At 52.0% G+C, this 18,259-nt stretch carries 23 protein-coding genes; 17 read left to right on the top strand and 6 right to left on the bottom strand.

Annotated features, from left to right (window positions below; genetic code table 11):
- Nucleotides 1–52 precede the first annotated feature (52 nt).
- Nucleotides 53–346, bottom strand: coding sequence for a hypothetical protein (locus ACP15Y_RS04615; RefSeq protein WP_424981819.1), 294 nt, complete (start codon nt 344–346; stop codon nt 53–55).
- 191 nt (nt 347–537) lie between these two features.
- Between ACP15Y_RS04615 and ACP15Y_RS04610 the strand changes: the two genes are divergently transcribed.
- From ACP15Y_RS04610 to ACP15Y_RS04590, 5 genes are all read left to right on the top strand, one after another.
- Entirely contained in the window at nt 538–963 is a 426-nt protein-coding gene (locus tag ACP15Y_RS04610; protein ID WP_424981818.1) for a hypothetical protein, read from the top strand.
- 91 nt (nt 964–1,054) lie between these two features.
- A complete protein-coding gene (locus ACP15Y_RS04605; protein ID WP_424981817.1) occupies nt 1,055–1,528 on the top strand; it encodes a hypothetical protein in 474 nt (157 codons plus the stop codon).
- Nucleotides 1,529–1,806: 278 nt separating this feature from the next.
- Entirely contained in the window at nt 1,807–3,618 is a 1,812-nt protein-coding gene (locus tag ACP15Y_RS04600; RefSeq protein ID WP_424981816.1) for a PAS domain-containing sensor histidine kinase, read from the top strand.
- Between the two features lie 13 nt (nt 3,619–3,631).
- Entirely contained in the window at nt 3,632–4,504 is an 873-nt protein-coding gene (locus tag ACP15Y_RS04595; protein ID WP_424981815.1) for a peptidoglycan-binding domain-containing protein, read from the top strand.
- On the top strand, nt 4,505–4,840 hold the full coding sequence (locus tag ACP15Y_RS04590; RefSeq protein WP_424981814.1) for a DUF1491 family protein: 336 nt from the start codon (nt 4,505–4,507) through the stop codon (nt 4,838–4,840).
- 2 nt (nt 4,841–4,842) lie between these two features.
- Here ACP15Y_RS04590 and ACP15Y_RS04585 read toward each other — a convergent pair whose 3' ends face one another.
- Nucleotides 4,843–6,000 (bottom strand): DUF2336 domain-containing protein, encoded by a 1,158-nt coding sequence (locus ACP15Y_RS04585; protein WP_424981813.1) that lies wholly within the window; start codon nt 5,998–6,000, stop codon nt 4,843–4,845.
- 292 nt (nt 6,001–6,292) lie between these two features.
- Here ACP15Y_RS04585 and ACP15Y_RS04580 point away from each other — a divergent pair, with 292 nt between their 5' ends.
- Nucleotides 6,293–7,174 (top strand): hypothetical protein, encoded by an 882-nt coding sequence (locus ACP15Y_RS04580; RefSeq protein WP_424981812.1) that lies wholly within the window; start codon nt 6,293–6,295, stop codon nt 7,172–7,174.
- On the opposite strand, the gene ACP15Y_RS04575 is transcribed toward ACP15Y_RS04580, so the two are convergent.
- Genes ACP15Y_RS04575 through ACP15Y_RS04565 form a run of 3 tightly spaced genes read right to left on the bottom strand, consistent with a single transcriptional unit; the run spans nt 7,167 to nt 10,485 of the window.
- The gene (locus tag ACP15Y_RS04575) at nt 7,167–7,718 is read right to left on the bottom strand and encodes a DUF1254 domain-containing protein (protein WP_424981810.1); all 552 of its coding nucleotides are present in this window, start codon (nt 7,716–7,718) and stop codon (nt 7,167–7,169) included. The genes ACP15Y_RS04580 and ACP15Y_RS04575 overlap by 8 nt on opposite strands.
- Nucleotides 7,718–8,275 carry a DUF1214 domain-containing protein gene (locus ACP15Y_RS04570; protein ID WP_424981809.1) on the bottom strand — a complete coding sequence of 186 codons (558 nt, stop codon included), beginning with the start codon at nt 8,273–8,275 and terminating at the stop codon, nt 7,718–7,720. Before ACP15Y_RS04570 ends, ACP15Y_RS04575 begins: the two co-directional genes overlap by 1 nt.
- A complete protein-coding gene (locus tag ACP15Y_RS04565; protein ID WP_424981808.1) occupies nt 8,272–10,485 on the bottom strand; it encodes a transglycosylase domain-containing protein in 2,214 nt (737 codons plus the stop codon). Before ACP15Y_RS04565 ends, ACP15Y_RS04570 begins: the two co-directional genes overlap by 4 nt.
- Before the next feature lie 68 nt (nt 10,486–10,553).
- Between ACP15Y_RS04565 and ACP15Y_RS04560 the strand changes: the two genes are divergently transcribed.
- The 6 genes from ACP15Y_RS04560 (at nt 10,554) to ACP15Y_RS04535 (ending at nt 14,967) form a co-directional block, all read left to right on the top strand.
- Complete coding sequence (locus ACP15Y_RS04560) at nt 10,554–11,021, top strand: YcgN family cysteine cluster protein (protein WP_424981807.1); 468 nt, start codon at nt 10,554–10,556, stop codon at nt 11,019–11,021.
- Between the two features lie 36 nt (nt 11,022–11,057).
- Nucleotides 11,058–11,747 (top strand): DUF4336 domain-containing protein, encoded by a 690-nt coding sequence (locus tag ACP15Y_RS04555; RefSeq protein ID WP_424981806.1) that lies wholly within the window; start codon nt 11,058–11,060, stop codon nt 11,745–11,747.
- 166 nt (nt 11,748–11,913) lie between these two features.
- On the top strand, nt 11,914–12,327 hold the full coding sequence (locus ACP15Y_RS04550; protein ID WP_424981805.1) for a hypothetical protein: 414 nt from the start codon (nt 11,914–11,916) through the stop codon (nt 12,325–12,327).
- The gene (locus ACP15Y_RS04545) at nt 12,317–13,582 is read left to right on the top strand and encodes a DNA-packaging protein (protein ID WP_424981804.1); all 1,266 of its coding nucleotides are present in this window, start codon (nt 12,317–12,319) and stop codon (nt 13,580–13,582) included. Before ACP15Y_RS04550 ends, ACP15Y_RS04545 begins: the two co-directional genes overlap by 11 nt.
- 19 nt (nt 13,583–13,601) lie before the next feature.
- Nucleotides 13,602–14,786, top strand: coding sequence for a phage portal protein (locus ACP15Y_RS04540; protein WP_424981803.1), 1,185 nt, complete (start codon nt 13,602–13,604; stop codon nt 14,784–14,786).
- The gene (locus ACP15Y_RS04535; RefSeq protein ID WP_424981802.1) at nt 14,779–14,967 is read left to right on the top strand and encodes a hypothetical protein; all 189 of its coding nucleotides are present in this window, start codon (nt 14,779–14,781) and stop codon (nt 14,965–14,967) included. Before ACP15Y_RS04540 ends, ACP15Y_RS04535 begins: the two co-directional genes overlap by 8 nt.
- 29 nt (nt 14,968–14,996) lie before the next feature.
- Here ACP15Y_RS04535 and ACP15Y_RS04530 read toward each other — a convergent pair whose 3' ends face one another.
- The gene (locus ACP15Y_RS04530) at nt 14,997–15,119 is read right to left on the bottom strand and encodes a hypothetical protein (protein WP_424981801.1); all 123 of its coding nucleotides are present in this window, start codon (nt 15,117–15,119) and stop codon (nt 14,997–14,999) included.
- Between ACP15Y_RS04530 and ACP15Y_RS04525 the strand changes: the two genes are divergently transcribed.
- The 5 genes from ACP15Y_RS04525 (at nt 15,119) to gp17 (ending at nt 18,257) form a co-directional block, all read left to right on the top strand.
- Entirely contained in the window at nt 15,119–15,604 is a 486-nt protein-coding gene (locus tag ACP15Y_RS04525; RefSeq protein ID WP_246028673.1) for an HK97 family phage prohead protease, read from the top strand. The genes ACP15Y_RS04530 and ACP15Y_RS04525 overlap by 1 nt on opposite strands.
- Before the next feature lie 10 nt (nt 15,605–15,614).
- A complete protein-coding gene (locus tag ACP15Y_RS04520; protein ID WP_424981800.1) occupies nt 15,615–16,853 on the top strand; it encodes a phage major capsid protein in 1,239 nt (412 codons plus the stop codon).
- 75 nt (nt 16,854–16,928) lie between these two features.
- The gene (locus ACP15Y_RS04515; protein ID WP_424981799.1) at nt 16,929–17,504 is read left to right on the top strand and encodes a head-tail connector protein; all 576 of its coding nucleotides are present in this window, start codon (nt 16,929–16,931) and stop codon (nt 17,502–17,504) included.
- A complete protein-coding gene (locus ACP15Y_RS04510) occupies nt 17,501–17,857 on the top strand; it encodes a head-tail adaptor protein (protein WP_424981798.1) in 357 nt (118 codons plus the stop codon). The genes ACP15Y_RS04515 and ACP15Y_RS04510 overlap by 4 nt, the downstream gene beginning before the upstream one ends.
- On the top strand, nt 17,850–18,257 hold the full coding sequence (gene gp17, locus ACP15Y_RS04505; RefSeq protein WP_424981797.1) for a tail completion protein gp17: 408 nt from the start codon (nt 17,850–17,852) through the stop codon (nt 18,255–18,257). The genes ACP15Y_RS04510 and gp17 overlap by 8 nt, the downstream gene beginning before the upstream one ends.
- Nucleotides 18,258–18,259: the final 2 nt, after the last annotated feature.

Raw genomic sequence — 18,259 nt, 5'->3', positions numbered from 1 at the left:
ATAAGACCGCATTTTGGAGTAGCATCGGGGAAGTGATGCGGTCTCGTTTTAGTTAACCTGCCCAATCGGGACGTGGTGGCGGCACGGGAATTGTTGCCATCCCATCATTTAAAGCAGGAAGTGTAACCGGCTTGGAGGCCATAGCACTGGCAACAACAAGTGTTTTAACGCTGTTGCAACCAATATCGGTACAGTCGATCTGATCAGCATTTTGAACCACAAACTCAGAAGCGCCATGCACGGCGGCATTTGCCAGTGCTTTTGTCGCTTGCTCAGGTTCAAACGCGAAGGGTTTGATCACCAAAAATCCGATCAACAGCCAGAATGCACTGCGTAAAATAAACATTTTGGCCCCCTTGTTCGTCCCGACTTAAAAACTCATTGAAGCCAACCTAGCGAACAGCTGTAAAACCCAAATGCAGAATTTCGATAAAATTTTAATCAAAATTGATTTTCACACAAACTGCTCGTTGTGCGAGTGTAATTGCTCTCGACAAAATATTTTTTGCCTGAGCAGAAACGAGCCTAGGATAATTTATGGATATTCGCGTCAGTTCGCGATTTTGGAGCAGTACTTTTAAGATACCTGAATTTGCTACGAGCAGCATTTTACAGCTAAAGTTTCACAAAATTCTTCCATTGCGGGATGAGCAAACTCACAGGCAATTTTACGCCTCAACATCAGATAAGGTTTTTTCGTCGCGTGACCAGTTGATGCGATACCTGCCCAAAGTTTTTGGCGAAATACAATCTAATCATAACCTAAGTGATCTTTCAGAAAGACGACTGGCCGAGGGGGAGGTTTGGATCTGTTCATTTGGGGAAGGGATAAATCTCGAAAACATGATCTCTGAAAAGCTTTTGAAACAAATCAAAAGTTCACACATGTCATTGTTTTATGAAAACTACCCATTAAGTGAGGATGCAAATCCTGAAGGTCGATTTCTCGTGCGCCGCAGATAAGTGCAAGAAGCCGAACTGAGACGCCATTTGGAGTTTAATATAGGTAACATTAAACGGGGGGCGAGGTGTTCAACCTGCATCCAGAGTGAATATGAAGATTTTATCCAATTTGAAAAGGAATCTCGCCTATAACAAGGCAGTGAAGCTTTTGCGCTGTGGTGATATCACCAAATCGCGGGAGATAGTCAAAGCATACCTCGAAAGCGAACCGAATAGTCATTATCTAATGTGGCACGCATTGCTTGTCGAACTGGAGTTGCGACAAGGTGATGTTGACGCGGCAGTTAGGGCAAAGAATTCAGCAGAGGGCAGAATATCGAGCTCGACAACACTAACACCCGCAGACAAGATCTATCTTCATTTTGCAATCACGAACCTTTTCCCTGATCGTTACCTGGTTCAGAATGTTGAAAATTGGTATTTCGTGGATCCTCGAGATGTGGATCTAACCAAGGTTAGCAGGATCTACCGAAACTCAATTCGATGCGATTTTAATAAGAAGTCACTGATTCAAATTATTAAAAATAATCCGGACAGGGTTTTAGCCTTGAAAGATTTTTTATGACAAAACTATCAAGCATCTCGGCAAGAAATTTGCGCTTCACGTTGCGGACGAAGATGTTCTCATAGATCGGTCAAGTGCATCAATTGAGAATGAATAGTTAAAGCGTTTTTTGATTTGATACACCCGCAGACTTCAAGCAAAACACTTTGTTTACCACACTAGATAAAAGTGTCTCTATCACCGTTAATTTGATGCTGGAGGACTGTGCGGTTTAAGACCCTTTTAGATTCTTAAGGTCATGGTGGGGCCAACAATAATTGGCATCAAGCGGAAATGTAATGCGTAATCCCTTGACCATGATACAAGAGGCGTATCGGTCACCCCGAAACGGGGCAGTTCACGGCAGTGTCGACGAGTTGCGGCAGCGGGTTATCCAAACCAATGCGGTTCTTGGATTGGCGCTGGCTGCGCTTGCAATGCCGTTTGCGGCTTTGCTGGCGTTGCGCGGCGATGCGCAACTGGTGTTGCATACAATTCCAATGGCAATCGGTTCTGTGCTGTCCTGGCAGTTGGCGCGCTCGGGCAATCTACGCTGGGCGCTTGTTCTGCAACTCTTGGCGCTGACGGGCATGGGCGTATGCGTCACCCTGATAAATGTACAATCCGGTGTGATTGGCCTAACCATCGGCGCGATCTCAGCGCTCTACGGCTATTTGCTCGGCGACACGAAATCCAGCAAAACTGTTTTCGCGATTGCAGCTGGTGGCGCAATTGTTCAGGCCACAATGATGTTGGCGCAATCTAATTTCGTACCCACAGCGGCAGCGATGATTGATCTTTCAATCTTCTATGTGTTGATCCCGCTTAGTTTTGTTGCTGTGTCTCTGGCTCAGTTGCGTCAGGCCTATTACACCCATTCGAAAGCGCAAATGCGCGCATTCAAGCACCTTATTGAAAGTGTGCAGGATGCGGTGGCACGTTATTCCGTAAATGGCGACTTGGCCTATCTTTCCCACACAGCGGAGAGCTTTTTTGGCTGCAAGCGTTATGAATTGGCGGGCAATGGATTTGTTGAACGTATCCATATTCTTGATCGTCCAATCTATCTGAAGGCGCTGGATGAAGCGCGTATGCGGGGTGTGCCGCGTTCCGTTGAAATGCGGATGCAATGCGTGCGCAACGACCAATATAGCTTTATCTGGGTTGAAGCGTCCTTGTCTCCCGTACAGGAAACCGACCCAGAATCCGGTGGACACGAAGTGATTGCGATCCTTCGCGACATCACGCAGCGTAAAGATCAAGAAGTGATCACCCAAAAAGCGCACCAAGCGGCGGAGCAAGCAAACCAATCTAAATCACGCTTCTTAGCCACGATTGGACATGAATTGCGCACGCCATTGAACGCTGTGGTTGGATTCTCCGACATGATGCTGAACGATATTGGCGGCGAGCTGACAAAGGACCATCAGGAATATGTGTCTTTGATCCGCCAGAGCGGTACGCACTTGCTGGATACGGTGAACATGCTGCTGGACATGTCTAAGCTAGAGGCGGGCAAGTTTGAACTGCAAGCCAGCTCACTGGAACCCGCATCATTGATCGAGCCATGCTTTGCTATTGTCGCGGGCGCGGCACAGGCGAAGAACATTACACTGGCCGCCGAAAAGGGTGCAATGCTGCCGACGATGGTTGCAGATGAGCGGGCATGCCGCCAGATTTTGATCAATCTGTTGACGAACGCGATCAAGTTCAGCCCAGAAGGGGCAACAGTGACGCTACGTATGCGTCCAAAAGGAACACGCATTGAGTTTAGCGTTGTGGATCAAGGCATTGGGATTGCCCAAGCCGATATCGAACGGATTGGTGAACCATTCTTCCAAGCCAACAATGGATTGGCGCGGGAATATGAGGGGACGGGCTTAGGCCTATCAATCGTGCAGGGCTTAACCGCTTTGCATGGTGGAGAATTTAAGATCAAATCAACCCTTAACAAGGGCACGACCATGATCGTTTTGCTGCCGTTGGATGGCGACAAGTCAGTCGATATCGTGGGCAGCAATGTGGAAGAACTCAGCGACTTGCAGTTCAAAATTGAGGCAGAACGGGCTGCCAAAGATGATGAACAGAAAAAAGCCGCAAAAGTAAGCTAAGGGGACCGGGGATATGAGTGCATATAGCGTTGGACATTCAGGAGACGAACGAGATATTCAAGGGATCACCATGCAGATTTTGAATGGCGCTTGGACCTTTGTGCGCGCGCATCCAACAAATACAATTTGCACAATTTTGCTTACGGTTGGCATTGGTGTTGCCGGCTGGAATGCCCTTTATGGCCAGCAAAACATTCATCCTGCGCCGTTTTGGGGACAGACCGAAACGCAATCGCAATCCCGCACTGCTGACACTGCGACACCACCGGCAACCGTGCCACCTGCGCCTGTTCAGCGCTCAGTGCAGACACAACCAGTTCCTGCAACCGACAATGCACCAACAAGTTCGATTTCCACATCAAGTGCGCCGCAAACAGCGATTCCTGCTGAAGTGACTGGCAACCCAACGACATTCCACATTCAAAAGAACTTGGCAACGCTTGGGATATTCAAAGAGAAAGTGGACGGCTATTACGGTCCGAAAACGGCGACAGCCATTCGCGCGTTCGAAGCTCAATATGGTTTGGAATCAACCGGTGCGGTGAGCGAAGAATTGCTAACGAAGCTGGAAAACACCGTAAGGAGTGGCCAGACGGCAGCGCCAGCGCAAACTAGCAATGCAGATCCTTTGGCACAGATCGCCATGAGCGCAGCTGACGATTCTACAGCGAGCGCACCGCAATCGTTCTCGCGCGATTATGTGATCAAAATTCAAAAAGGGCTATATTCCCTTGGTTTCTTGCAAGGCGCTATCGACGGGGTGCCAGGCGCACAGACTGAACGCGCCATTCGCCAATTTGAAGTGTTCAACAATTACCGCGAGACCGGCGAAATCACACCCGAGCTATACGACATGTTGCTCGCGGCGAATGCCAGCTTCGAATAGATGAAACGCTTACGCGCCGATCTTTGGGTGGCCGCCTTTGTGCGCCTGCACACCCAACGCGGCAATATGTGTGTGATCCGCCAACGTGGCGACGAGATTGCAGGACAAATCTGGATTGAGATTGATCATCTCGACGGGAGCAGCAGCCTCTACGTGCCTGCCATGCAGCTAGATTCTGACGGGCAGGAGCGGGCGTTTGAGGCGCGTTTCGACCATTCTAACCACCAAGATGTGAATGCCCGCATTCAGCAGGAACAAGAATTCGATCCGGATTTCTGGGTGGTCAGTCTCGAAACGCGCGATACAGATATTGGACTGAATATCGTCGGGGCTTGACGCTACTGTGCTTTGCGCAGCTTGCTGACTGCATTTGCAGCACGATCCAACACATCAGAACTTTGCGCCCGCTGCTTAGCCGCAGAAGCAGCAACCAAAGTACGAATGCTTTGGCGACCTGCAGGCATATGTTCTGTTTGTTTGTCCAAAGTGCTTAGCTCAACATCGCCCCGCCATAGCGACAAGATAAACACCATTGCTTCTGGCTTGAGGTGCTGGAACAAATGCGCATATTGCTTAAGGTCTTTGGAGTTATCGCGATCGCGCGAGCTCGCATGGATAAGCACCTTAAGTCCATCCTGTGCGCTGCACCCGAAAGCGCGCAACACCACGAACAATGCGGCACCGCTCACATCGTGGGCAATCTCACCACATTTCAATTCATCTAGCCCGGTCACCTGCGTCAACAAGCGTGTGACTTTTGGACGGAGGTTCTTGGACAGCAATTTCATCATGGCTTGCGTAAATTCGCTAGTGGCCACGGAGATATGTTCAAAGGTGCGGTGCATTTGTGTTTTAGGGATTTGACGCCCTTCAAATGCAGCCAACACTTTAATGCGGTCAGCCTCTTTCAAATCAAAGAAGGCGTGCAGCAAATAGGCTTTGTCGAACTCTGGCCGAGCGGCGAGGGACCATGCCACTTTTTGATCCATACCCGCGGCCTTTGCAATGGCGCGGAGGTATGGGCCCTTAAACTCAATAGAGGGGTTTGCAGCCAAGGCGCGATAGACCTTGCGGCTGTTGATCGGAAATAGAGTTGCCACCAATTTGTTGCTGAGGTTCGGCCGCGCCGCAATCTTTGCAATCTGATCCGCATCATTGCGATCAATGATCGACAGCAAAATGTCGTCAGATACATATTCGGCCTCGGCAAGGAACTGATCTACGTCTTCGCCAATATTCTCCATGATCAAATGTTTAAGCTTTGGCGAGAGGTGCGGCGCGTTTGTCAGCTTCAACGCAGCCCGGGTGCGGGCTTCCGATTCGGCGGATGGAAATAGTCGTTCGGCTAAAGCTTCGAATTGCTGCAGCTCTGCATAATCGGGTTTGGGGCGTTGCGCAAAAGCGTCGCAAGCGGCCACCAGCAGGGTGTTCGCGCGTTCGATGCCGCCATTCTCGATTAACAATTTAAACGTTTCGTAGGGTTGAAAGCCGATCATTTCTTGCCTGATTTTACCAAAGTGGGTCAAAACAAATCACTTCCCCACTTTTTTCATTAATTCGTTAGCAGACTATTAACCTTGACGATTTCTTAATCATTTTTGCACAAAGATTAACACGTTCGCATTTCCGATTGTGAGTATCGAGAGCTTTATGACGACATAGACACAGATTTTTTGATGAGGCCCCCCATGGGGAAAGTATTATTTTTTCAACCACAGCGCCGCATTTCGCGGAACCATAAGATGAATATGGACGCTGAAAATATCGTGATTTTTCCGGGTGTACGTTATGAACGAGCCAACAGCGCAAGTGAAAAGAAACGCCGGAAAACCAAAGTGCGCAAGCCGCACTAGAATCACAGCGCTGCTGACTTTGTTGGTGCCGCTTGTTGCACTGAGCGCGTGCGCGCGACCAGTAGGCGACTTCGGACGCGCTGACGATAGTGTTATTCATGATGAGATTTTACCGCGGGTGGGTGCCATGGCAGCCAGCGAACGCGGCGAGGCTGTTTCTCGGTTTATACTGACCGACGAAGAAGAATTAATGCGCAACCGCGTATGGCGATTCCTCATTGCGCCACATGCCAGCGACTGGATGTTTGATGCTGCAGTGGAACGCCAACGTACACGCATAACAGAACCAACCGATCTGAGCTTCACGACCGATCGTTACTACAATCATTTGCGGTTGGACGAATATCGCTCAACCAACACGCGCTATGTGACCATCGCAGAGGATGCACGTACGGATTTGAAAACTATTCCAGGCACCTTCCTTTCGATTTGCGAAGTGATGGAAATTGAACGTCGCCGCAATGTTGCGCTGGAAGGGCTGTACCCCAACAATGATGCTGTGCGCAAACATGTGAAGGCGCGAGAGATTGAAAATGCCAATGTAATCGGATGGTTCACCCGCGCACTGGATTATCGTTATAAAAGCTATGACGTGGCGCTGAACCGCCTTTTGGTGGAAACGCCTCATCAGGAGGCTGGCCTATCGAACGTGGCACTTAATCGTCTTGCGGTGTTTGTTGATCGCGCCAAACGGGGTGAGTTCTGTGATCCGTTTACGGATCAAACCTATCGGGCGCACCAAGAATTGTCTGTGCTGAAATCTCGTTACGAGAATATGGACTATGACGTGCCTGAGGAAGCGGTAATTCTTAAATAGTTGTGTCGCGAGTGCAGCTGATCTGCTCCAACGCATCATTAAATCGTTCACGCAATGCATCATGCTCGGGCCAAAGCCGAACAATGGCCGTGAGTTGGTTGCTTGGTGCATTCACGATCAAGAAGCCCTGACCAATATCCAACCCTTCTTCTGCAAGCAATCGAGATTGGGCGGGATTAAAGACGCCGATCTTAATCTCGTCGCCGCTGCCAGCGCGGCTGGTGGTGGAGTAAATCACGCGGCCGTCCCGCGCAGCAACGGCAATCGACCAGAAGCTATGAGGCAGCTTGCCATCAATGAAAACAGGGCCACGGGCAAGATCAAATTGGCAAATGCCATAATTAAGCGCCGGGTCCAATTGCAAAGCGCGCGTTAACTCGCTGTCCTGATGGTCTAGCGCAACAAAAGCTTGGTCGGGCGCTATGCCTTGCAACCGGGACCAAGCATCGCGTTCCGCGAAGGTGGGTACCAATAGAATAACGCTGAGATGGATGATCCCACCCAAGATTAAACCTGCCAGAATCCAAAGAGCTATCCGCGCCATTAGCAAGCCTCCAATCTCAATTGGGGCAGGGCGATTTCTTCCGACCCCAAAGTTGTGAAGGCATTTGTGTCATAAAGCGTGAGCAACAGCTCGAGCCGATCTAGCCCGTCAGTATTCACCCAATTGCCGGGTTGTGCGTTTGGCGTGATCGACAATTGAAGGCTGCCATCGGCTTCAAATTGCATTTGGCTGCTTTCAACATGCCCAAACACTTGATGAGTTGAAAGATCGCGCACCTGCACGGTCCAAAGTGTATGGTTGGGCATGTCGCCGGATAACACATAGCTGCATTCGCCAGTGAGCCTAGCGCCTGTGGCATCCTTTCTGGCCGAGAAGCGCACGCCTTCACCCTTGCCTAAGGGCAACATCCCTTCACGCGCCAAATGCGCGCGGGCATAAGGATCAATTTGCGCTGTGCCCAATTCTGGCCAACCAGACCAGACGCCATAATGAGTGGCAGTCAGTTCACGCCCTTCTTCAAGGCTATAATAGCTGAGGCCGAATCCCACGCCTAAGGCGGTGATCACCAAAAGAAACGGATAAAAGATTTGCTTCACAGGTCGGTAGCTCCCCTGTCAACGTCAATTGCTGCATGGCGCTGACTATCCGGGTCATTATCGGCCTCGATTGAGGTGTGGAGCTGATTAAACAGACGTTGAAGATCGCGAAGTTTTTCACCAGCACGTGGCGTGAGCGATGGTGGGCGCTGAAGCACGGGTTCTCCATCTTCACCCACACCGCCATTCGCCAAAGCTGGATCTTCAATGCGGGTAAAGTCTGCGCCGGGCAGTTCTTTAATATCAACGTTCGAATGGGCATAGGCCATAAATTTTTGCCATGTTTGGGCAGGGAGACGGCCGCCTGTCAAATTGTTGGTGCGGCTATAATTGTCATTGCCATACCAAACAGCTGCAACATAGTTGCCGGTATAGCCGCAGAACCAAGCATCCCGATAAGATTGCGTCGTGCCCGTTTTACCAGATGCTGGTGTGCCGGGCACTTCTGCGCGACGGCCTGTACCTGCGGTCACAACAGACCGCAACATCTCATTCATGCCGATGACTGTCTTTTCGCTGAGCACGCGCTCTGGCGCTGGCAATTCACGCGCATCATACACCGTTTCGCCGCGTAATGTGGTGATACGGCTAATACCGTAAGCTTTGGCGCGATAGCCACCATTGGCAAACACTGCATAAGATGATGCCATATCAATCACACTGGTGGAGATAACGCCAAGAGGAAGCGAACGCGTGACGGGAAAGTCATTTTCGATACCCATCTTATGCGCCAGCTCAGCGATCGGACCGCGCCCCGTGGATTGCGACAAGCGCACAGGCACGGTGTTAATGGAACGGCGCAGCGCGTTTTTCAACGTGACGCGTCCGGAATAGGACCGCCCATAATTTCGTGGGCACCAATCGCCAATGCAAATTGGCGCGTCAGCGATAACCGTATCGGGCGAAAAGCGACCAGATTCCAAGGCCGTTGCATAAACGAATGGTTTGAAAGATGAGCCAGGTTGACGCTCAGGGTTGGTGGCACGGTTAAACTGGCTTTTGCCGTAATCTGTGCCGCCAACCATGGCCCGCACCGCGCCGTTTGGTTCAAGCACCACCATGGCGCCTTCACTTACGCGATAGGCTTGACCTTCTTCGCGTAGGATTGAATTTACACTGTCTTCCGCATGGCTTTGCAAAACCGGATCAACTGTGGTGCGCACGATAAAACTGACTGAATTCCGCTCGTTCGCAACAAGCTTTTTCACATCCTCAAACGCCCAATCCAAGAAATAGTTGGGGGAGTTGATCTCATTTGTGCGTTCGACTGGTGTAGCTGGGGCGCGGCGGGCAGCGGTGACTTGTCCCTCGGTCAAAAAACCAGCCTGCACCATATTGGTCAGCACTTCATTGGCGCGCCCGCGTGCGGCGGCCAAATCGACGTGTGGCGCATATTTGGTGGGTGCCTTAAACAGACCTGCCAGCATGGACGCCTCGGCAAGTGAAATATCTTGCACCTTTTTGCCAAAATAATATTCGGACGCCGCGGCGACGCCAAAATTGCCGCCGCCCATATAGGCGCGGTCAAAATAGAGCTTAAGGATTTGATCTTTGGTGTAGTGGGTTTCCAGCCACAGCGCCAAAAACGCCTCTTTGATCTTACGTTCAAACGTACGCTCAGAGCTCAAAAACAGGTTTTTGGCCAATTGCTGCGTGATCGAAGAACCACCCTCAACAACTGAATTTGCACGCACATTGGTGATCATGGCCCGGGTGATGCCCATCAGATCGATGCCGAAATGATCGTAGAAGCGGCGATCTTCTGTGGCGAGCGCAGCTTGGATCAAATAAGAGGGCAAGGTTTCCAATGGCACGGAGTCGTCAGTTCTAATGCCCCGCCGCCCAATTTCATTGCCGTAGCGATCTAAAAAGGTAACCGAATAGTCTTCCGCCTGATTGAATTCACCGCTGGCTGTGGCGTAAAAGGACGGTAGGGCCAATGCCGTCATCAAGACGAGGCCCATGGCGAAAAAGGAGAGTCCATCCGAGACCAGCTCAACCACCAAGCGTCGAAACCCGGTGACTTTAAACTTGGCCATAATGTCGCTAAAGGTCTGGTAGCCACGACCGAGCGATTGGAAAAAATCATACAAAGATGAATCCAGCCAAGCGTCAAACCGAATGAACTGCGACGCTTTTTTGCGCTTGGTCTTTGTATAGAACGGATCTTGCACCGATTCACCACTTAGTAAAATTGCTGCTTTAGGCACATAAAAGTGCTAAGCACCCATATAACATATGTTGTTCTATTTATGAGCAAAAACACAGGCGAAGTACAATGAATTTTTGGGAAGAAAAGACCCTGGACGAGATGAATAACCAGGAGTGGGAAGCCCTGTGTGACGGCTGTGCGCGCTGCTGTTTGATCAAATTGGAAGATGAGGACACCGGGCAAATCGTGACCTCTGATGTGCATTGCAAATTGATGAACACAAATGATTGCAGCTGCACCCAATATATGGAGCGCCAGAAATTGGTGCCCGATTGCATCAAGCTGACACCGCAAAATGTGCGTGAGATCAAATGGATGCCAGTGACATGCGCCTATCGCCGTTTGCTGGAAGGCAAGGGGCTTGCTTGGTGGCATCCGCTAATCTCTGGCACCCGCGAAACCGTGCACCAAGCAGGGATTTCAGTGAAAGATCGAGCGGTGAATGAAGAGCATGTGTCCGAAGATGAATGGGAAGACCACATTGTTGGTTGGCCAGAATTTGACCCAACTGAGGAACCAGATAGCGGTCTATAACGTATATACTTAAAGCCATATGGGGAGCTGACGACCATGCTAAGATCATTTGGAGATGAAATTTGGACCGTCGATGGCCCCCAGATAAAGGCCGCGGCTGGATTTCACTACCCCACGCGCATGATCATCATTCGCTTGACGGATCAAAGCCTTTTCGTTTGGTCGCCCATTAAGTTGACACCTGAGTTGCGCGAAGCGGTGAACGGCATTGGGGAGGTGCGCTATCTAGTTGCGCCGAACAGCCTGCATCACACATATTTGCAGGATTGGCACCATGCTTATCCACTCGCAAAGATTTATGCCGCGCCCGATCTGTTGGCAAAGCGAAAAGATATCCGATTTGATGGCGTGTTGGCTGATACACCAAACCCTGAATGGGCAGAGCAGATCGATCAAGTGGTGATGGAAGGAAATGCGATTACCAAGGAAGTGGTGTTTTACCATGCCAAAAGCCGCACGGTGATTTTCACGGATCTGCTACAACAAATGCCACCTGATTTTTATCGCGGTTGGCGCAGAATTGTGGCGAAGCTTGATTTGATGACCGACGATCAACCCCAAGTGCCCCGCAAATTTCGGCTGGCATTCACCAAGAAAGAACCTGCACGACAGGCCCTCATGAAAATACAATCTTGGCCCGCGGAACGGGTGTTGATGGCCCATGGCACACCAGTGGAACAGGACGGAAAGGCCTTTATTGCGAAAGCTTTTGCGTGGTTAAAATGAGAAAAAATGCAGCAAATAGGAAAATAGTCCTTGACTATGTGACGCTCATTTGGTAGTGTCTAGATATGGTCGAAGAAGTGCGGCCAAGAAGGCTGATACGGCCGACTATAATTGATGAGACTTTACACCCGCCCCGCAAAGGCGGGTTTTTTATTGGGAAATTGCATTGAAATTGAGCGAAGCGGAATGGGGGGAGGTCAAAGAGGCCTATGAAACAAGCGATATGCGGGTTGTTGAGATTTGTGCCTCTTATGATGTGTCCCCCGCAACCCTTTATGCCTATGCGCGTCGCCATAATTGGCTAAAGCGCAATCAAAAGAAGTCCCGACCTAAAGGTCAGGATTTTCGGGCCCGCCTCGCCACACTGCTGGACATGAAGCTGAATGCGTTGGAAGCAGATTTGCCCCATGTAAAGGCGACCGACCTCACCGCCATCGCCAACTTGCTCAAACTGTTCGACAAAGCGAATGAGAAACCAGGTGCAAATGAGGCTGAACCTCACATTCGTGCTGACCAGGTTGCCGCCATGCGCAGACGCATTATGACCCGGATCGACGCCCTGCGCGACAATGCAAAATAAGGATATTGTTGCCGCACTCAGCGATGCGGAAGTGCAGGCGCTTTATCATGATTGGCGATTTTGGGCGCGGCCCGACCAGTTGGCGCCGAAAGGGAACTGGCTGACCTGGCTGATGCTGGGCGGGCGCGGCGCGGGCAAAACCCGGGCCGGCGCCGAATGGGTGCGCGAAAAAGCACTGGGCCTCAACCAAAAAGCGGCGAGCCCGATTGCGCTTGTGGGCGAAGATATGGCCGATGCACGTGCCGTGATGATTGAAGGCGTTTCTGGCTTGCTGGCCATTCATCCCGCCAATCAGCGGCCCGCTTTTCATAAGTCGCGCGGCGAGCTGGAATGGCAGAACGGGGCGGTGGCGAAACTGTTTTCGGCACACGATCCGGACGCCTTGCGCGGGCCACAATTTGCGGCAGCCTGGTCCGATGAATTTTGCAAATGGCCTGACCCGCAAACCTGTTGGGACATGCTTCAATTCGCGCTACGTTTGGGAGATGCGCCACAACAAATGGTGACCACGACACCGCGGCCCCTCCCGGCGCTGAAAAAGCTGATGCAGGACAAGAATTGCGTCGTAACCCGCACCAGCACCAGCGACAATGCGGCCAATTTGGCCCCGAATTTCTTTTCGACCGTCACGGCCCACTATGCGGGGACGCGGCTCGGTCGGCAGGAACTAGATGGCGAAGTGCTGGAAGCGGCGGAAGGCGCTTTATGGCAACACGCACAATTTGACGAACTGCGGGCAGAGAGCCCATCGCAATTTGATCGCGTGGTCATCGCCATCGACCCGCCGGTAACAAGCCATAAGCACTCTGATCAGTGCGGCATTGTGGTGGCCGGGCAGTTGGGCGAGATAACCTATGTACTGGCCGATTTATCATTTCAGCCCGCACCGGCGCTGCAATGGGCCCGAAAGGTGATCCACGCCTTTGACCAGTTCGATGCTGATCTGGTGGTGGCGGAAACCAATCAGGGTGGCGATTTGGTGGGGCTGAACCTCAAACAATTGGTGCCCAACCTGCCGATCAAGCAAGTACGGGCGCACCGGGGCAAATATGCCCGCGCGGAACCTGTCGCCATGCTTTATGAGCGCGGCCTGGTGCGCCATGTTGGCGATCTGCGGCATTTAGAAGATGAAATGTGCGCCTTTGCGCCTGACCAAGCGGGGCAGGGTTCGCCCGACCGGATGGATGCTTTGGTTTGGGCCATCACAGAGCTGGCTTTGGGCACAGACGCCCGCCCGCGCATTCGCAATTTTTAGAATCTAACGGAGACACTCAATGGCTTTATGGTTCGACCGCTTGCGCGGCCGAGGGCACAGTGCTGCGCCGGAACAAAAGGCACAGGGCACTGGCTTTATTACGCTGATGCGGCAGCAATCGGCCAAATGGTCAGGCAGAAATTTTGCCGCTCATGCCAAGCTCGGCATGATGGCCAACCCGATTGCCCATCGCGCCGTGCGCCTGATTGCAGAAAGCGTGTCGCGAGTCCCACTTGAAGTGGTCCAACGCGGCAAGAAGCTGGCCGATCATCCTGCATTGGCATTGCTAAAGCGTCCGAATGACGAGACAAGCTGGCCAGACTTTGTGGAAGAATTGACCACCTATCTGCTGTTGGCAGGCAGCGCCTATGTGGAGATGGTGCGGGTGGACGATCACGCACAAATCTTCGTGTTGCGGCCCGATAGGGTGACCCCACTAATCGGTAAAGATGGCTGGGTGGATGGTTATCTCTATGAAGTTGACGGCCATAAGCGCAAGATTAAGTTGGAGGGCTCGCAAGGGCGCACCGTGCTGCATGTGAAGCAGCTGCATCCGCTAAGTGATCATGGCGGCTTACCGCCAGCCGCGGCGGCAATGCAGGCGATTGAAACCCACAACACGGCTTGCGATTGGCATAAGGCGTTGCTGGACAATGCGGCGCGGCCGTCTGGGGCGCTGGTTTACAACGCGCAGAACGGTAATTTGAGCGATGAGCAATTTGCGCGGCTCAAAAGTGAGTTGGCAGATGGCTTTCAGGGCGCAGCGAATGCAGGGCGCCCGATGGTGCTGGAAGGCGGGCTGGACTGGAAGTCCATCGGCTATTCGCCCCGCGATATGGATTTTCTGGCCGCGAAAGACAGCGCCGCGCGTGACATCGCGACGGCATTCGGCGTGCCAGCCATGATGCTGTGCCTGCCTGGTGACAATACCCACGCCAATTACCGCGAGGCCAACCGGGCCTTCTGGCGGCAAACCATTATCCCCTTGCTGACGCGGCTGAGCGCGGCGTTGGGGCCTTGGCTGAGCGAACACTTCCAAGAACCATTTGAGATCATGCCGGACTTCGACTCGGTCGAGGCCATTGCCAATGAGCGTATGGCCCGCTGGACACAGATTGACGGACTGAACGCGCTGACCGACCGGGAAAAGCGCGAACTGATGGGCTTTCGCCCACAAAAACATGAAGGGGAGGACAATGAGTGAACTCACAACAACCATCATTGAACGTGGTGATCTGGCGCATTTAGCGCTTTTTTTATGGGCAAGCGGTGCCTCGACATTGCTGGTGTGGAACATGCGGCAACTGGCTGATGCCCACCGGCGGTTCAACATGTTTGTGCAGGAAATCGCAGCCCTGAATCGACTTTTCAGAAACGGGAGCTAAACATGCATCTTTTAAAGACATTTTTTAATTCATTGCGTAGCCAGCGCATCCATGGCGAAGAGGCGCAACAGATTTTCCGCCAGTTTGCCCAAACGTTGATGGTGATCAAATCGCGTCGCCAATCGCCCCGCTTGCGCAAGGTGGCGAGCCATTGAGCGCCAGCATTTTGATTGATGGCAATGGCCGATTTGAAGGCTATGCCAGCCTGTTTGGCAAAATCGATCAGGGCGGCGATGTGGTGATGCCGGGTGCATTTGCAAATAGCTTGAAAAAGCGACCCGCCAGCCAAATTCGCATGTTGTTTCAGCACGACTCTAAAGAGCCCATTGGGCGCTGGCTGGAAGTGCGCGAAACCGAAATCGGCCTAAAAGTACGTGGCGAACTTACCGCCACGGTACCGCGCTCTGATGCGCTGGCCGCACTGATTGAGCATGGCAGTCTGGACGGTCTCTCCATCGGATTTCGCACAATCAAAGCGGCACGATCCCAAGCGGCAAAGCCACGTCGATTGCTGGAAGTTGACCTTTGGGAGATTTCAATCGTGACCTTTCCCATGTTGGCCAGTGCCCGCATCCAGCCTCCAAAACTTGCGCGGCAATTGCGCCGGGCTAGTCAACTTTTTGCCTCCAATATCTAAAGGATGATCAATGAAGAACAATTCCATCCCGGAACTTGAAATCAAAGCCCATACGGGCGGCGCAGATGATGGATCTGTGGGCGCCATGTTCGATGAATTTATGGGCGCATTTGAAGAGTTCAAATCAACGAATGACCAGCGGTTGAACGCGCTGGAAAAGCAACGCGAAGATGTGTTGCTTGACCAAAAGCTCGACCGTTTGAATGCGGCAATGGATGGCCAGAAGCAGGCCATGGATCGCATGGTTGCGAAAAATTTGCGTCCAGCATTGGGGCAAAAGCATATGCCGCTGGAACTTGATGGCGAATATAAAGATGCCTTTGCCGCCTATGTACGCAAGGGCGAAGAAAAATCGCTTTCCATTGGGTCTAACCCAGATGGCGGTTATTTGGTGCCGGACGAGACCGATAGCGAAATCACACGCCGCCTAACGGCTATTTCGCCAATCCGTGCCATTGCAAGCGTGCGGCAAGTCTCTTCAGCGGTTTACAAGAAGCCGGTTTCTATTACCGGGCCAGCAGTTGGCTGGGTGGGCGAGAGCGATGCGCGGCCAGAAACCAACAGCCAGACTTTGGCTGAAATCGAGTTTCCGACCACTGAACTTTATGCGATGCCTGCTGCAACGGTGAGCTTTCTGGACGACGCAGCAGTGGATGTGGAGCGCTGGATCGCGGACGAGGTGGAAACGGCTTTCGCTGAGCAAGAAACGACCGCCTTTATCATTGGTGACGGCGTGAAAAAGCCCACGGGCTTTTTGTCGGCTCCACAAGTTGCTGAAAGTGGCTGGAGCTGGGGAAACCTCGGCTACAATGTGACGGGCGTTTCGGGCGATTTGCCTGCGGCCAACGAAAGCGATGTGTTGATTGATCTGGTCTACACATTGAAGGCTGGCTATCGCCAAAATGCGAGCTGGTTGATGAACCGCACCACCCAAGCTGCCCTGCGCAAGTTGAAAGATGCGGATGGCAATTATATGTGGCAACCCGCCACACAGCCTGGTGGCAACGCCAACTTTATGGGCTTCAATCTGGTGGAAGCCGAAGACATGCCGGACATTGCGGCAGATTCCACACCGATTGCTTTTGGTGATTTCCGACGCGGCTATCTGATTGTCGACCGACAAGGCGTAAACGTGATCCGCGATCCATATTCCGCCAAGCCTTACGTGCTGTTCTACACCACAAAACGTGTCGGCGGCGGCGTGCATGATTTTGATGCCATCAAGCTGCTGAAGTTCGGCACAGTGTAATCGACGCCTGATCTCTCCCTCCTAAACTGGCCGATCTTCGGATCGGCCTTTTTTATTCTCAACAGAAAGGGCGACATGACCTCCATTTTAGTTGCAGGCCCTGTGGTAGAGCCGCTTAGCTTGGCTGAAACAAAAGCCTATTTGCGGCTAGACCATGCCGATGATGATGCGCTGATTGCAACGCTAATTGCGGCGGCGCGGAGCCACATTGAAAGCGTGACCCGCAAGGCAATGATCACCCAGCAATGGAAGTGGGTGAGTGATGTTTGGCCCGATAAAGGTATCTGCCTACCGATAGGTCCGTTTCAAGCATTGGTAAGCATCAATTTGTTTGATGCCGAAGGTGCTGAGACGAGCTGGCCCTTAGCTGAAGTGACCCAAGATAAGCATAGCGGAAAGTGCACGATATTTCTGGCGCCAACCAGCACTTCAGTGCCGCGCTTGCGCGACTATGATGCGGTCGAAATCACCTATCGAACGGGCTTTGGCGATGTGGCCAGCGACGTGCCAGAAGATCTGCGCCTCGCCATGTTGCGGCTGATCGGCCATTGGTATGAGCATCGAGAAGCAGTTGTGACAGCAGGCAGTGGTGCGGTGATCCCCACCCAATTCGACCAGTTGATCGGCAAATATTGCGAGGTGCGCCTATGAGTGCTTTGCGCAAACAGCCGAGCCTAGCCAGCTTGCGCAACCTAGTGAACCTGTGGCGCATCATTGAAACAGATGATGGGGCAGGCGGCAATGATTTTACCTTGAACAGCCTCGGGCAAAGCTGGGCGCGGGTTGAGGTGAAATCAAACATATTTGGCAGCGGTGCGGGCCATTCTCAAACAGAACGTTTCGAATTTACCCTGCGTTATGACCCGCAACTCGCCAAAGGCGATTTAATTGAGTGGCAAGGGGCGCATTATCAGATTGAACTGATGGAAAATCTCAATATGCGCAATGCCTATCTGCTGTGCACGGCAAAGCATATTGAGATGGAGGGCGCGCAATATGGCTGATTTCGCCCTTGAATTGCAAACCGAGTTGGTGACGTTGCTGGCCAATGATCCAACACTGATCAGCTTGATCGGCACTGGAAAAATTATTGATGCCCCGCGACGAGGGCAGCGACCGCCTTTCATCACCATCAAAAATCACGAGTTTGCGCCGCGAGATGCAATTGCGACTTCGCTATTTGATCATGAAGTGGAGTTGGAGTTCTGGCACGCCAGAAGCGCTCGACAGCTTGGCTTTCAGGTGGCTGAGCAGGTGGTGGACCTGTTTTCAAATCATAATTTTGGCACCAGCTTTCGCACGGTGCGTCAAAACCATCGTCACACCAAAACGAGCATCGAACCGCGCACCGGTTGGGCGAAAACCCTGATCGGCCTGCGCATCACTTTAGAGCCAATAAGCTAGAC

It is taken from the genome of Maritalea sp. S77 (genome assembly GCF_049801075.1).
GTDB lineage: Bacteria > Pseudomonadota > Alphaproteobacteria > Rhizobiales > Devosiaceae > Maritalea.
The sequence above is the reverse complement of the archived record's forward strand: the minus strand, read 5'-3'. Positions and strand labels throughout refer to the sequence as shown.

Excerpts from the sequence above, each read along its gene's own strand:
- ACP15Y_RS04535 (WP_424981802.1), top strand. The coding sequence starts at position 14,779 with ATGAGTGAACTCACAACAACCATCATTGAACGTGGTGATCTGGCGCAT.
- ACP15Y_RS04615 (WP_424981819.1), bottom strand. The coding sequence starts at position 346 with ATGTTTATTTTACGCAGTGCATTCTGGCTGTTGATCGGATTTTTGGTG.
- ACP15Y_RS04520 (WP_424981800.1), top strand. The coding sequence starts at position 15,615 with ATGAAGAACAATTCCATCCCGGAACTTGAAATCAAAGCCCATACGGGC.
- ACP15Y_RS04580 (WP_424981812.1), top strand. The coding sequence starts at position 6,293 with ATGAACGAGCCAACAGCGCAAGTGAAAAGAAACGCCGGAAAACCAAAG.
- ACP15Y_RS04585 (WP_424981813.1), bottom strand. The coding sequence starts at position 6,000 with ATGATCGGCTTTCAACCCTACGAAACGTTTAAATTGTTAATCGAGAAT.
- ACP15Y_RS04555 (WP_424981806.1), top strand. The coding sequence starts at position 11,058 with ATGCTAAGATCATTTGGAGATGAAATTTGGACCGTCGATGGCCCCCAG.
- ACP15Y_RS04510 (WP_424981798.1), top strand. The coding sequence starts at position 17,501 with ATGAGTGCTTTGCGCAAACAGCCGAGCCTAGCCAGCTTGCGCAACCTA.
- ACP15Y_RS04590 (WP_424981814.1), top strand. The coding sequence starts at position 4,505 with ATGAAACGCTTACGCGCCGATCTTTGGGTGGCCGCCTTTGTGCGCCTG.
- gp17 (WP_424981797.1), top strand. The coding sequence starts at position 17,850 with ATGGCTGATTTCGCCCTTGAATTGCAAACCGAGTTGGTGACGTTGCTG.
- ACP15Y_RS04610 (WP_424981818.1), top strand. The coding sequence starts at position 538 with ATGGATATTCGCGTCAGTTCGCGATTTTGGAGCAGTACTTTTAAGATA.
- ACP15Y_RS04515 (WP_424981799.1), top strand. The coding sequence starts at position 16,929 with ATGACCTCCATTTTAGTTGCAGGCCCTGTGGTAGAGCCGCTTAGCTTG.
- ACP15Y_RS04595 (WP_424981815.1), top strand. The coding sequence starts at position 3,632 with ATGAGTGCATATAGCGTTGGACATTCAGGAGACGAACGAGATATTCAA.
- ACP15Y_RS04600 (WP_424981816.1), top strand. The coding sequence starts at position 1,807 with ATGCGTAATCCCTTGACCATGATACAAGAGGCGTATCGGTCACCCCGA.
- ACP15Y_RS04545 (WP_424981804.1), top strand. The coding sequence starts at position 12,317 with ATGCAAAATAAGGATATTGTTGCCGCACTCAGCGATGCGGAAGTGCAG.
- ACP15Y_RS04605 (WP_424981817.1), top strand. The coding sequence starts at position 1,055 with ATGAAGATTTTATCCAATTTGAAAAGGAATCTCGCCTATAACAAGGCA.
- ACP15Y_RS04540 (WP_424981803.1), top strand. The coding sequence starts at position 13,602 with ATGGCTTTATGGTTCGACCGCTTGCGCGGCCGAGGGCACAGTGCTGCG.
- ACP15Y_RS04575 (WP_424981810.1), bottom strand. The coding sequence starts at position 7,718 with ATGGCGCGGATAGCTCTTTGGATTCTGGCAGGTTTAATCTTGGGTGGG.
- ACP15Y_RS04560 (WP_424981807.1), top strand. The coding sequence starts at position 10,554 with ATGAATTTTTGGGAAGAAAAGACCCTGGACGAGATGAATAACCAGGAG.
- ACP15Y_RS04530 (WP_424981801.1), bottom strand. The coding sequence starts at position 15,119 with ATGGCTCGCCACCTTGCGCAAGCGGGGCGATTGGCGACGCGATTTGAT.